At 72.1% G+C, this 13317-nt stretch carries 12 protein-coding genes; 8 read left to right on the top strand and 4 right to left on the bottom strand.

The genetic code is table 11. The features are described 5' to 3' along the window. The first annotated feature begins 138 nt into the window (after positions 1–138). Positions 139–474, top strand: a complete 336-nt coding sequence (locus AB0D31_RS01325) for a hypothetical protein (RefSeq protein ID WP_362715337.1) — start codon at positions 139–141, stop codon at positions 472–474. On the opposite strand, the gene AB0D31_RS01320 is transcribed toward AB0D31_RS01325, so the two are convergent. Together AB0D31_RS01320 and AB0D31_RS01315 are read right to left on the bottom strand one after the other, a co-directional pair. Continuing rightward, positions 460–1281 carry an RDD family protein gene (locus AB0D31_RS01320; RefSeq protein ID WP_362715335.1) on the bottom strand — a complete coding sequence of 274 codons (822 nt, stop codon included), beginning with the start codon at positions 1279–1281 and terminating at the stop codon, positions 460–462. The two genes, AB0D31_RS01325 and AB0D31_RS01320, sit on opposite strands and share 15 nt — an antisense overlap. A gap of 87 nt (positions 1282–1368) precedes the next feature. Further along, positions 1369–2976, bottom strand: a complete 1608-nt coding sequence (locus AB0D31_RS01315; protein WP_362715333.1) for an RDD family protein — start codon at positions 2974–2976, stop codon at positions 1369–1371. Positions 2977–3264: 288 nt separating this feature from the next. Here AB0D31_RS01315 and AB0D31_RS01310 point away from each other — a divergent pair, with 288 nt between their 5' ends. Beyond that, positions 3265–4431, top strand: coding sequence for a glycosyltransferase family 39 protein (locus AB0D31_RS01310; protein ID WP_362715330.1), 1167 nt, complete (start codon positions 3265–3267; stop codon positions 4429–4431). A gap of 192 nt (positions 4432–4623) precedes the next feature. Continuing rightward, on the top strand, positions 4624–5115 hold the full coding sequence (locus AB0D31_RS01305; RefSeq protein ID WP_362715327.1) for an SsgA family sporulation/cell division regulator: 492 nt from the start codon (positions 4624–4626) through the stop codon (positions 5113–5115). A gap of 130 nt (positions 5116–5245) precedes the next feature. Here the strand turns inward: AB0D31_RS01305 and AB0D31_RS01300 are convergent, their stop codons facing one another. After that, positions 5246–6613, bottom strand: coding sequence for an FAD-linked oxidase C-terminal domain-containing protein (locus AB0D31_RS01300; protein WP_362715325.1), 1368 nt, complete (start codon positions 6611–6613; stop codon positions 5246–5248). A gap of 98 nt (positions 6614–6711) precedes the next feature. Here AB0D31_RS01300 and AB0D31_RS01295 point away from each other — a divergent pair, with 98 nt between their 5' ends. Further along, on the top strand, positions 6712–8376 hold the full coding sequence (locus tag AB0D31_RS01295; protein WP_362715323.1) for a tetratricopeptide repeat protein: 1665 nt from the start codon (positions 6712–6714) through the stop codon (positions 8374–8376). A 223-nt stretch (positions 8377–8599) separates the two neighbouring features. On the opposite strand, the gene hppD is transcribed toward AB0D31_RS01295, so the two are convergent. Further along, on the bottom strand, positions 8600–9742 hold the full coding sequence (gene hppD / locus AB0D31_RS01290) for a 4-hydroxyphenylpyruvate dioxygenase (protein WP_362715321.1): 1143 nt from the start codon (positions 9740–9742) through the stop codon (positions 8600–8602). Positions 9743–9863: 121 nt separating this feature from the next. On the opposite strand from hppD, the gene AB0D31_RS01285 reads away from it, so the two are divergent. From AB0D31_RS01285 to AB0D31_RS01270, 4 genes are all read left to right on the top strand, one after another. Further along, positions 9864–10349, top strand: a complete 486-nt coding sequence (locus AB0D31_RS01285; RefSeq protein ID WP_362715319.1) for an Lrp/AsnC family transcriptional regulator — start codon at positions 9864–9866, stop codon at positions 10347–10349. Between the two features lie 24 nt (positions 10350–10373). After that, on the top strand, positions 10374–11021 hold the full coding sequence (locus AB0D31_RS01280; protein ID WP_362715316.1) for an ABC transporter permease: 648 nt from the start codon (positions 10374–10376) through the stop codon (positions 11019–11021). 163 nt (positions 11022–11184) lie between these two features. Then, positions 11185–12387 carry a betaine/proline/choline family ABC transporter ATP-binding protein gene (locus tag AB0D31_RS01275; protein ID WP_362715796.1) on the top strand — a complete coding sequence of 401 codons (1203 nt, stop codon included), beginning with the start codon at positions 11185–11187 and terminating at the stop codon, positions 12385–12387. Further along, positions 12384–13256: an ABC transporter permease gene (locus tag AB0D31_RS01270; RefSeq protein WP_362715313.1), complete on the top strand. Its 873-nt coding sequence runs from the start codon at positions 12384–12386 to the stop codon at positions 13254–13256. Before AB0D31_RS01275 ends, AB0D31_RS01270 begins: the two co-directional genes overlap by 4 nt. Positions 13257–13317 lie beyond the last annotated feature (61 nt).

Below are 13317 nucleotides of genomic sequence, written 5' to 3'. Positions count from 1 at the left end.
GGTCACGCTTACCAACAGTTCCGCTCGGGCATGGACCGACGTAGAGTCGCTTGGCAGTGCGATCCGGTGGCGGGTGCCGCCGGTTGAGAACGGTCGAGCAGCTCACCCCCTATCCGAACCCTCAGGACGGATAACGCCATGCCGCGTCCCACTGCCGCACAGCTCTCCTACGGTTCGGCCACCGTCGTCTTCTCGACCGTCGCCATGCTGCTGCTCTCCCGCACCGAGTCCGGCGTCGGAGTGGCGGTCATCGTGCTCGCCGCGCTCCTGCTCGGCCTCCTCGTCGCCGTGACGGTCCCCATGCCGCTGCCCCGCCGTACGCGGGCGGACGCCGCCAACGCCGACGGCCGCACGGCCCCGGCCGCGGATGCGGCATCGGTGAACCGTGCGGCCGTCGTGGAGAGTTCTGCCGCGGCGCGGGTACCGGCCCCCCGGCGGCGGGCCGTCACGCGCGAGCACTCACTGCGGAGTTGAGACCACCACCACCGTCTTGCCGGCCTTGTCGTGCCAGCCCTGCCGGTACGGCTTGTCCGCCACGATGGTGATGAGCAGGACGATGTCCCACAGGCAGTAGCAGCAGAGCACGAAAGGCGCCCACAGCACGGCGGCCCGCGCGAGGGCGGAGTTGGTGGTGGGCACCCGGCCGTCGTTGAGCATCGCGACCCGCAGCCCCAGCCACTTCTTGCCGAGCGTCTGACCCGACTTCGCCACCATCAGGGTGTCGTAGCCGATGTAGACCACGAGCGTGATCAGCAGCCACAGCAGACCGCTGCCGGAGTACGCCTTGCTGATCACCTCGGAGCCCGAGTCGCCGTTGTCGGTGGTGGAGATGACGACCCGGTTGCTCGTCGCCCACTCGATCAGGCCGAGCGGAATCGCGATGATGAGGAAGTCGATGAAGCGGGCCAGGAACCGCTTGCCGAAGTCGGCGAGCGGCGGCATCCCGGCCAGCGGATCGACACCGCCGTACTGACCCCCGTACGGGTCGGAGGGCGGCGGCGCGCTGTCGTACGGCGAGCCGCCACCGGGGGGAGGCGGCCCGCCGTACGGACCACCCCCACCGCCGCCGTACGGGCCGCCTCCTCCGACGGGCGGGGGCGGAGCGCCATAGGGTCCCGCGCCGCCGGGCGGCGGGCCCGAACCATAGGGCGAGTCGGGCGAATCAGCCGGCGGCGGCTGCGAACCGCCGTAGGGAGCACCGCTCTGCGGAGGCTCTGACGGCTTCTTGAGGAACGGGTCGTCCTCGGGCGGCTGACCGGGCGGCGGCTGATCGGTACTCATGCCGGTAGTGCACCGCGCGCGCGAGAGCTCCGCGACCGGAGGGACGCCGTTCGGGGGGCTTCGTGCTCATGCCGGCCCGGCCCGCCGTCAGTCCTGCGCGACGAACGTACGGGCCGCCTTGTCGTGCCAGCACTGGCGCCACGGGCGGTCGAAGAGGCACCACGCCACATTGACCACGCCGACCGCGAGCAGCCCGAGCACCCCGTAGACCAGCCAGCGCCGCGCGGCCTGGCCGAACGTCGGCGGCTCGTACGACTCGATGCCGCGCACCTGCACCCCGCACAGCCGCTTGCCGAGGGTGCGCCCCCACTTGGCGGTGGGCAGCGCCTCGTACAGCAGGCCGAGGATGAGGAAGGCGCCGAGCACGATCCCGAGGAAGCCCGCGGTCGTGCCGTCGAGGAGATAGACGGTGACGGTACGGCCCGACAGCTTCGCCGCGTCGACCTTCTCCTGGATGTGGTCACCGATCTGGGTGAGCAGCGGCACGGCGAGGCCACCGACGAGGGCGCCGAGCAGCACGGTGTCGACGAGCCGCGCGATCAGGCGCCTGCCGAGCCCCGCGGGCCGGGCCGCGGCCTGCGCCTGCGCGGCGGCGAAGAAGGGGTCGGCGACGGGCGGCTTCCACGGCACGACGGGTTCCTGCGCCGACCCGTGTCCCTGCGCGTGTCCCTGCCCCTGTGCGTGCCCCTGCCCCTGCACATGGCCCTGCGCATGGCTCTGCGGATGGCTCTGCGGATCGGGCTGTGCGAGCTGGTGCACCTGTTGCGCCCAGGACGCGGCCCCTCCCCCGGGCCCGGCCGCCATCGGCGAACCGGGCCCCGGTGCGGGCTGAGCGGGGGCCGGCTGGGGCGCGGGCGTGTGGGGCGGCGCCGTGTAGGAGACGTCCGCGCGGCCGGTGGCCCTTGGTCCCAACGGGGCTTCGGCCGAAGGTAGTTGGGCTCGCGCGGGGGCCGGTTCGACGGCGGCGGGCTGCACCGTCCCGGCGAGCCGGCCGGGCTGCGGCTGGTGGTTGGGCTGCGGCCGGTCGGGCTGCGGCCGGCGGTTGGACTGCCCGAAATGTGACGGCTGCCCGGGGTTGGCCGGATGACCGGGGTTGGATAGTTGCCCGACGGGGGGCTGCGCCGAGTGCGCCTGCCCCGGGTCGGAGGCTCCGGCGGGCTCGGGGCGCCGGGGGTCCGGAAGGCGCGGATCGGAGAGGCCGGGATCGGAGAGGCGGGAATCGGACGGGCGAGCCTCGGGGAGGCGGGAGTCGGAGAGGCGGGGGTCCGTCTCGGGCAGCCCGCGGGGATCGACCGGCCGGCCCCAGGAGACGCGGCGGTCCTGGTCGCCTCCGAACCCGGACTGGTGGGCGGCGTCCGCGTGCCAGGCGGGCTGCGCCTGGCCGCCCTGCCCGTGCCCGCCCTGCCCGTGCGCGGCCCCGGCGGGCGCGGCCTCGGGCTCGTCGAGGAAGACCGGTCCGGTCTCCTCGGCCGGTGCGGTGCGGACCGGGGGCACGGCGGCGAGCGAGGGGGCCGGAGCGGGGGCGGCGCCCGGCGGCGGGGTGGGCGGCTGCTCGCCGGCGGCGGGGGCGGGCCGGCTCGTGCCGGGCACCCAGGAGACCCCGTTCCAGTACCGGACATATCCGGGAATGGACGGGTCCGGGTAATACCCCTCGCGGGCCGTACTCCCGTCGCTGTCAGGAGGAACCGTCGCCATGTCCCCAACTCCGTTCAGATCCAGCACACTTGATCTCCGCCGCGGCACCCCGCCGGACCGGGCACCGACTACACGCCTCCGCTTGTCCTGGCGGGGCCCGTGGGAGAGACCCTAACCAAGAACGGGCGGCCGTTAGGAGGAAGCCGGACAGGAAGCCCGCGTACGAGCGATGTGGGGCGCCGCGCGGCCCCGGGGTCCTCGCCGCACGGGTGGGACGCGCCAGTGCGTACAGTCGTCGGGCATCGAACTGATGCGCCCGGCCCTGCCGGTGAGGAAAGCGAGTGAGCGATGCGCGTGGGGCCCGGCCTGACCGGTCATGACACCCCGGTGGGCGGCCCCGAGGCGCAGGCGCCCGCACTCCGGCGGGCCTGGACCGCGGTCGCGGCCTTCGCGGCGGTCCGCGCGCTCGGTGTGCTGATCCTCGCGGTGTGGCCGCGCGCCAACGGCGACGACGCCCATGAGCTGCTCTCCGCGCGCTGGGACTCGCTCTGGTACGTACGGGTCGCCGAGTCGGGTTACGACTTCACGCTGACCGCGCCGGACGGCCGCGTCCTGTCCGACCAGGCGTTCTTCCCGCTGCTTCCCTGGCTGGAGCGGGCGATCGGCGCGGTGAGCCCGCTCGGCCCGGGCGACGCGGGGCTCCTGGTGAGCGGGGTCGCGGGGCCGGTCGCCGCCTGGGGCATGTATCTGATCGGCCATCACCTCTACGGGCACCGGGCAGGGCTCCTCCTGGTGACGTTGTGGGCGGCGGTGCCGGTCGGGATCGTCCAGTCGATGGCATACAGCGAGGCCCTCTTCGTGGCACTCGCCGCCTGGGCGCTGTACGCGGTGGCCCGGCGGCGCTGGGTCGAGGCCGGGCTCCTCGCCGCGCTCGCCGGGCTCACCCGCCCGGTGGGGCTCGCGGTCGCGGCCGCGCTGTGGGCGGGCGCCGCCGTCGAGGCGCGCCGCACCCGGCACATCGGGGCGCGGATGCTCGCCGGGATGGCGCTCGCCCCGCTCGGCGCGGCCGCGTTCATCCTGTGGGTGGGGATGCGCCGCGGCAGCCCGCTGGCCTATCTCGACGTACAGGCCGAGTGGGGCAACGGCTTCGACGGAGGTCTGGCGTACGCGAAGTTCATCGTGGCGCACCTGGACGGCTGGCCCGTGGTTCTGGCCGGGATCGGCCTGATCGTGGGCACGGCGCTCGCGCTGGGGGCGTACGGGATCTGTGTGCGCCGGCGCCAGCCGGTTCCGCTGCTCGTCTACACCGGCATCGTGGTGGCGCTCGCCCTCTGCTCGTCGGGCTACTTCGGCTCGAAGCCGCGGCTGCTGCTCCCGGCCTTCCCGCTGCTGCTGCCGGTGGCGCTCGCCCTCTCGCGGGTGCGGGCGTCGCGCGCGGTGCCCGTGGTCGCCGTACTCGCGCTGGGCTCCGCGGTGTACGGGGCGACCTGGCTGAGCGGCTCGGGCCCCCCGTAGCCGGCGGTCCCGGTGCTTCGTCGCGTGCGGGGCCTGCCCGGTAGCCGGCGATCCCGGTACTCCACCGCGTGCGGGGCCTGCCTGGCTGGCCGGCGAAAAACTTTCCCGAAGTCGCGTCATGACCGCCGCCGAACGCGCTCTCATCCGGTACGGCCCGATCCCGGGCCCCGTACCGGAAGAGAAGAGGGTCCCATGCACACCGTGGTGGAGCGCGAACTGGAGCTCAAGCTGGTGCTGTCGCCCGAGCGCAGCATCCCCGTGCCGGCCCGGCTCACCTATCGCACGGACGACCCGTACGCCGTGCACATCACCTTCCACATCGGCTCCGACACGCCCGTCCACTGGACCTTCGCGCGCGAGCTGCTCGTTGAGGGGGTGTTCCGGCCGTGCGGCCACGGCGATGTCCGGATCTGGCCGACGAAGGTCGAGGGCCGCAGCGTGGTCCTGATGGCGCTCAGCTCGCCGGACGGCGACGCACTGCTCGAAGCGCCCGCCGTGCAGGTCTCCGCGTGGCTGGAGCGCACGCTGCGGGCGGTGCCGCCGGGCTCGGAGACCGAGCGGCTCGGCATCGACGACGGCCTCGCCGAGCTGCTCGCGGCGACCACCGGACGGGGCCGCGCCGACGAGCTGTGGCTGCGCGACCCCTGGCCCTGCGACGAGTCCCGCCCGGAGGAGGGCGTGTGAGGGGCGGGCGGGTGAGGCGACGGATGTGGGGGGGGCGGATGTGGGGGGGGCGGATGTGGGGGGGCGGATGTGGGGGGCGGATGTGGGGGGCGGATGTGGGGCCGGTGGGGGCGCCGATGCCAGGGTCCTGTCAGAACAGTTTGCCGGGGTTGAGCAGGCCCAGCGGGTCGAAGGCGTGCTTGACGGCGCGCTGCATCTCAAGGCCGACCGGCCCGAGTTCGCGGGCGAGCCACTCCTTCTTCAGTACGCCGACGCCGTGTTCGCCGGTGATGGTGCCGCCCAGCTCCAGGCCGAGCGCCATGATCTCGTCGAACGATTCGCGGGCGCGCCGCGATTCGTCCTCGTCGGCGGCGTCGAAGCAGACCACGGGGTGGGTGTTGCCGTCGCCCGCGTGGGCGCAGACGCCGATGGTCAGGTCGTACTTGGCGGCGATCGCCGAGGTGCCCTCCAGCATCGCTGCGAGCTTCGAGCGCGGCACGCAGACGTCGTCGATCATCGTGGCCGATTTGATCGTTTCGAGAGCGGTGAGCGACAACCGCCGTGCCTGCAGCAGGAGTTCGGACTCGGCGACGTCCTCGGCCGGTACGACGTCGGTGGCGCCCGCTGCGGTGCACAGGGCGCCGACCGCTGCGAGGTCGGCCGCCGCGTGGGGCGTGTCGAAGGCGGCGAGCAGCAGCGCCTCGGTGGTCTCGGGCAGGCCCATGTTCGCCATGCGGTTGACGGCCTGGATGGTGGTGCGGTCCATGAGTTCGAGCAGTGACGGGGTGTGGCCGCGCTCCATGATCGCGACGACGGCGTCGCAGGCCGCCGCGGCCGAGCCGAACTCGGCGGCGAGCGCGAGCTGGGGCGGCGGCGCGGGCCGCAGCGCGAGGACCGCCCTGACAACGATGCCGAGGCTGCCCTCGGAACCGACGAAGAGCCGGGTCAGGTCGTACCCGGCGACGCCTTTGGCGGTACGCCGCCCGGTGCTCATGAACCGCCCGTCGGCGAGGACCACGTCGAGGCCGAGTACGTACTCGGCGGTCACCCCGTACTTCACACAGCACAGCCCACCGGAGGCGGTGCCGATGTTCCCGCCGATGGTGCACATCTCCCAGCTGGACGGATCCGGCGGGTAATAGAGCCCGTGTTCCTGGGCGCGGCGCGACAGTACGGCGTTGACGACGCCGGGTTCGACGACCGCGACCCGGTCCACCGGGTTGATCTCCAGGATGCGGTCCATCTTGACCAGCGACAGGACGACGCAGCCGTCGCTGGCGTTGGCCGCGCCGGACAGGCCGGTGCGCGCGCCCTGCGGCACGACGGGCACCCGCAGCGCGGTGGCCGTGCGCATCACGTGCTGGACCTGCTCGACGGTGCGGGGCAGCACCACCACGGCCGGGCTCCCCGCCGCGCAGAAGCTCGCCATGTCGTGGGCGTAGGAGCCGGTGATGTCGGGGTCGGTGATGACGGCGTCCGCCGGGAGGCCCTCACGCAGCCGTTCGAGAAGATCGTCCATGGACTCAGCCTGGCACTCGGGGCCATCGGTGTGAACCCTTTCCCCGGCCGGTCGGGCGGGACCGGGTGTGCTCTTCCTATTGACGCACAGTGAACGCCATGGAGATCGTGGAGACCGAACAGCATCCGGACGCGACCCGGCGGGCGGCCTGGCTCGCGGCGTCCGCGGCGGCCCAGCGGCCGGCGCCGCGGCCGGGGCCACGGCGAGGGCCACGGCGGGCCCTGAGGCGGGCCGTTCTGGTGGCGCTCGCGGCGGGGGTGCTGGTCGGGGGCGTCCTGCTGCTCAGGCCCGACGACGGGGGACACCGGGCCAAGCCGGCCGCCCCGGGGCCCGCGGCGCGCGCCCTGAGCGCGGTGGCGGCGGGGGCGCCCGCGTCGGTGGGCGATCTGACGGCGCTCATCACCGACCGGGCGGCGTGGGTGCGGACCCACCCCAAGGACGAGGCGTCCTGGGCGGTGCTCGGCTCGGCCTATGTGGAGCGCGGCGAGCGGGGCGCGGACCCGTCGTTCTACCCGCGGGCCGAGTGGGCGCTCAAGCGCTCCCTGGAAGTGCGTCCGAAGGACAACCAGGACGCGGAGATCGGGCTCGCGGCCCTCGCCAACGCCCGCCACGACTACGCGGCGGCGCGCACCCTCGCCGAAGGGGTACGGGCCCGCGCAGAGAACCGCTGGACGCTGTACCCGCCGCTGATCGAGGCGTACAACGGGCTCGGCGACGCGAAGGGCGCGGCCAAGGCGGTGGAGCGGCTGCTCGAACTGCGCGACGGCTCGGCCTCGTTGACGCAGGCGGCCGAGGTGTACCGGGCGCACGGGTGGCGCGAGGACGCGACGGTGGCCGCCGACGAGGCGGTAGCGCACGCCACGTCACCCGTACAGAAGGCGGATGCGCTGGTGGCGGCGGGCGATCTCGCCTGGGAGCGGGGCGAGCCGGACGGGGCACTCGCGCGGTACGAGGCGGCGCTGCACGCCGACCCGGGTGCGCACGCGGCGCTCGCCGGCCGGGCCAGGGCGAAGGTGGCGCTCGGCCGCACGGCGGACGCGCAGCGCGACTACCAGGCGGCGATCGCCCGGCTCCCCCGACCCGAATACGTCCTGGAGCTGGGCGAGTTGTACGAGGCGCAGGGTTTGGACGGCGACGCGCGGACCTGGTTCGACAAGCTGCGCGAACTGACCGCGCGGGACGGTTCCAACGGGGTCGACGACGCCTTGGTGCTCGGCCGGTTCGAGACCGACCACGGCGCGGTGCACTCCGCGTTGGACCGGCTCGAAGCGGAGTGGAGGGCACATCCGAGCCCGGCCGCCGAGGACGCGCTGGGCTGGGCGATGTACCGGGCGGGTGAGACGGAGGAGGCGCTGGCGCACGTACGGAAGGCGACCGACTCGGGGGTGCGCAGCGCCCTGTTCTCCTACCATCAGGCCACGATCGAGCGGGAGTTGGGCCAGTCGGGCGCGGCGCGGCGCCACCTTCAGGACGCGCTGCGCACCAACCCGTACTTCTCGCCGGTGTTCGCGCCGAAGGCCAAGGAGGAGCTCGCGGCGCTCGGTGAGCCGCCGGGGGGCGGGCCGAGAGACGTGTACGGCCATGTGGCGGCCGCCGCGCAGGCAGGGCCGTCGGAGTCGGGCCCGGATTCCGGTTCCGGCGGCGGGGGCGGCGGAGGTGGTGGCACGGGTTCCGCGTCGTCGGGCACGTCGTCGAACCAGGGCACCAAGCACCCCGCACGGCCACGGCCCGCACGGCCGGCGAAGCCGTCGCAGCGGCACTGAGAGCGCCGGCACCGAGAGTCGCGGCACCGAGAGTCGCGGCACCGAGAGTCGCGGCACCGAGAACAGCGGCACAGGCCGCGGCCCCACGGGTCAGGTCCGTGGGGCCGGGGACTCATGACGGTAACTCAATTACCGTACGGGCGTGACCAGTTGCAGGTCAGAGCCCGGTCAGCGACCGGCCAACGATCGAGCAGCGACCGATCAGTGACCGGTCAGAGGCCGGTCAGAGGTTGCCGCGTCGCTCCTGCTCGCGCTCGATGGCCTCGAACAGGGCCTTGAAGTTGCCCTTGCCGAACCCCATCGAACCGTGCCGCTCGATCATCTCGAAGAAGACCGTGGGGCGGTCCTGGACCGGCTTGGTGAAGATCTGGAGCAGGTAGCCGTCCTCGTCGCGGTCGACCAGGATCTTCAGCTCGCGCAGCGTCTCGACCGGCACCCGGGTCTCGCCGGCCCACTCGCCGAGGGTGTCGTAGTAGGAGTCGGGGGTGTCGAGGAACTGGACACCGGCGGCGCGCATGGCCTTCACCGAGGCGACGATGTCGTTGGTGGCGAGCGCGATGTGCTGGACGCCGGGGCCGCCGTAGAACTCCAGGTACTCGTCGATCTGCGACTTCTTCTTGGCGATGGCCGGCTCGTTGAGCGGGAACTTCACCTTGAGGGTGCCGTCGGCGACGACCTTCGACATGAGCGCGGAGTACTCGGTGGCGATGTCGTCGCCCACGAACTCCTTCATGTTGGTGAAGCCCATGACGTTGTTGTAGAACGCCACCCACTCGTTCATCTTGCCGAGCTCGACGTTGCCGACGCAGTGGTCGATCGCCTGGAAGAACCTCTTGGGCGTCTCGACCATGGGTGCGGCCTCGACGAAGCCCGGCAGGTAGGGGCCGGAGTAGCCGGAGCGCTCGACCAGGGTGTGCCGGGTCTTGCCGTACGTGGCGATCGCGGCCAGCACCACGGTGCCGTGCTCGTCCTTGACCTCGTGCGGCTCCTCGATGCCGGTGGCGCCGTGCTCGGTGGCGTACTTGTACGCGGCCCGCGCGTCCGGCACCTCGATGGCGAGGTCGATCACGCCGTCGCCGTGCTCGGCGACGTGCTCGGCGAGGAAGTGGCCCCGGTCGGTGGCGGGCTTGATGACGGAGGTGAAGACGAAGCGGGCGCCGCCGCTGGTCAGCACGTAACTGGCGGTCTCGCGGCTGCCGTTCTCCGGTCCGGAGTAGGCGACCAGCTTCATGCCGAAGGCCGTCGAGTAGTAGTGCGCGGCCTGCTTGGCGTTGCCCACGGCGAAGACGACCGCGTCCATGCCCTTCACCGGGAAGGGGTCGGCCTGCCGCGCGGTTCCGGGGGTCTGATCCAGGGTCTCAGTCATGCGAGGAGAGTCTCTCCGTCCCGCAAGCTGCGCAATAGTTCGCGCATTCACTGGTCAATGTGCACAGTGGACCGCCACGATAAGGGGGCGTTCTGTACACGATGACCATCCGGAGGCGGCCATGGCGATCGATCATCTGGACGGGCGGCTGATCGTGCTGCTCGCGCGGGAACCCCGTATCGGTGTCCTGGAGGCGTCCCGGCGGCTCGGGGTGGCCCGCGGCACGGTCCAGGCGCGGCTCGACCGGCTTCAGTCGAATGGAGTCATCCGCGGTTTCGGTCCCGACGTCGATCCGGCCGCGCTCGGCTATCCGGTCACCGCCTTCGCCACCCTGGAGATCAAACAGGGCCAGGGGGCCGACGTACGGGCCCACTTGGCGTCCGTGCCGGAGGTCCTGGAGCTGCACACGACCACCGGGCAGGGCGACATGCTGTGCCGTCTGGTGGCCCGCTCCAACGCCGATCTTCAGCGGGTGATCGACCGGGTTGTCGGTTTTGATGGCATCGTCCGGGCCGCGACGGCGATCGTCATGGAGAACCCGGTCCCGCTGCGGATCATCCCGCTGGTGGAGCAGGCGGGTCAGGACTCCGTGCCCGGCGGTGGCTGACCGGAGACCGACAGGGGTGAGCGCGTGGGGTTCTGGAGCTATCTGTCCAGCAGACACCAGCAGCTGCTCACCGACGCCTACCAGCACGCGAGCGCGGTGTTCCAGTGCATGGTGATCGCGACGGTGCTCGGGGTCGTCATCGGTGTGGTGACCTACCGCAGCGGCTGGGCGGCGGGACTCGCCATCACCTCCACCTCGACGATCCTCACGATCCCCTCGCTCGCCATGATCGGCCTGCTGATTCCGCTGGTGGGCCTGGGCGTGGCGCCCACCGTCGTCACCCTGACCCTCTACGGACTCCTGCCGATCGTCCGGAACTCGATCGTGGGTCTGCGCGGTGTCGACCCCTCCCTGGTGGACGCCGCCACCGGCATCGGGATGTCGCGCGCCGCCCGGCTGCTGCGGGTCGAGCTCCCGCTGGCCTGGCCGCCGATCCTGACCGGGATCCGGGTCTCCACGCAGATGCTGATGGGCATCGCGGCGATCGCGGCGTACGCGTCGGGTCCCGGGCTCGGCAACGAGATCTTCCGCGGCATCGCCTCGCTCGGCAGCGCCAACGCCATCAACCAGGTGCTCGCGGGCACCCTCGGCATCGTGGTGCTCGCCCTGCTCTTCGACGCGGCGTACGTGCTGATCGGCCGTCTCACCATCCCGAGGGGGATCCGTGTCTGAGCGACCCGAGTACGAGCGGTCCGAGTACGAGCGGTCCACCTCCGCGCGGTCCACCTCCGAGCGGTCCACCTCCGAACCGCCCACGTCCGGTACGCCGTCGTCCGGTGCGTCCTCGTCCAGTACGTCCTCGTCCGGGCCGGGCGGGGCCGCCTCCGGGGCCTCCATCCACCTGGAGAACCTGACCAAGCGCTACCCGGGCAACCCGACCCCGTCGGTGGACAGCGTCACCATGGAGATCAAGGCGGGCGAGACCGTCATCTTCGTGGGCCCCTCGGGGTGCGGTAAGTCGACGACGCTGAAGATGATCAACCGGCTGATCGAGCCGACGTCCGGCCGCATCCGGATCAACGACGAGGACGTCACCGACATCGACCCGGTGAAGCTGCGCCGCAAAATCGGGTACGCGATCCAGTCGTCCGGGCTCTTCCCGCACATGACGGTCGCCGAGAACATCGCGCTCGTACCGAAGATGATCGGCTGGTCCAAGGCGAAGGTGAAGGACCGGGTCGAGGAGATGCTCGATCTGGTGGGGCTCGACCCGCGCGAGTTCCACGGCCGCTATCCGCGCCAGCTCTCCGGCGGACAGCAGCAACGGGTGGGCGTGGCAAGGGCGTTGGCGGCCGACCCGCCGGTGCTCCTGATGGACGAGCCGTTCGGCGCGGCCGACCCGATCACCCGCGACCACCTCCAGGACGAGCTGATCCGCCTCCAGCACGAGCTGCACAAGACGATCGTCTTCGTCACCCACGACTTCGACGAGGCGATCAAACTGGGCGACCGGATCGCGGTGCTGCGCGAGCACTCGCACATCGCCCAGTTCGACACCCCGGAGGCGATCCTCACCAACCCCGCCGACGACTTCGTCTCCGGGTTCGTGGGCGCGGGCGCGGCGCTCAAGCGGCTCAACCTCACCCGCGTACGGGACGTGGAGATGGCCGGATTTCCCACGGTCACCGTCGACGATCCACTCCAGTCGATCTTCAACAAGCTACGCAGCGGCCCGCACAACGAGCTGCTCATGCTGGACCGCAGGAACCGCCCCTACAAATGGCTGCGGCGCGGCGATCTGATGCGCGCCAAGGGTTCGCTGGCGCGGGCCGGGCAGCTGGTGCACGACACGGTGACCCGGGACGCGACGCTGCACGACGCCCTGGAGGCGGTGCTCACCGACTCCGGCGGGCGGGTCGCGGTGACCGGGCGGCGCGGCGAGTACATCGGGGTCGTCGACATGGAGACGCTGATGAACTCCGTGCACGAACTGCTCGATGCCGACCGGCTCGCCGCCATCGAGCACCAGCACGACCTCGAAGAGCTCCGCCACCACCAGACCGATCAGGAGCTGGAGGGCGGTGCGCAGACGTCATGACACCCCCGAACTCCGCTCCCGCCGAACGCCCGCCGGGTGAGCACGAGGTCAAGGGCCACGCGTTCCGCGACGAGCTCCCGGATCCGCTCGTGGAGCCCGAGGAGCCGGCGGGCCCGGCCCCGGGCAGGCGGGCCCGGCGCATCACCTGGCAGAAGCTGGTCTTCCTGCCTGCGGTGCTCGTGGTGGTCCTCGTGGCCACGTACTTCTGGATCACGCACATCCACCTGGACGCCATCGCGAAGAACTCCCTCGACAACGGCAATGTGCAGCTGCGTCTGTGGCAGCACGTGAAGCTGACGGCGATCTCCACGTTCTGGGTACTGATCATCGCGATCCCGCTGGGCATCGCGCTGACCCGGCGCGGGGTGAGCAGGGCGGCCGCGCCGGTCACCGCGCTCGCCAACATCGGGCAGGCGACCCCGGCCATCGGCCTGCTGGCGCTGCTCGTGATCTGGCTCGGCATCGGGCCCGGCACGGCGATCGTCGGCATGGTGATCTACGCGGTGCTGCCGGTGCTCTCCAATACGGTGGCCGGTCTGAAGGCGATCGACCCGCAGCTCGTGGAGGCGGCCCGGGGCATCGGCATGTCGGGGTTCGGCACCCTGGGCAAGGTCGAGCTGCCGCTGGCGGTGCCGCTGATCCTGGCGGGGGTGCGCACCGCGCTCGTCCTGAACGTCGGCACCGCCACGCTCGCCACGTTCGGTGGCGGAGGCGGCCTCGGCGACCTCATCACCTCGGGCATCCAGACCCAGCGCATGCCGGTCCTGATCCTCGGCTCGATCCTGACGGTGGCCCTCGCGCTCTTCGTGGACTGGCTCGCCTCCCTGGCCGAACTGGCGCTGACGCCGCGCGGACTGGAGGCGCCGTGATGTGGAGAGGACAGACGGCGCGGACCGTGCGGACGGGAGACATCGCGCGCACGGTACAGAC

It is taken from the genome of Streptomyces sp. NPDC048361 (assembly GCF_040651795.1).
Classification (GTDB): domain Bacteria; phylum Actinomycetota; class Actinomycetes; order Streptomycetales; family Streptomycetaceae; genus Streptomyces.
Note: the sequence above shows the minus strand (reverse complement) of the source record. Positions and strands in the feature narration are given on the sequence as shown.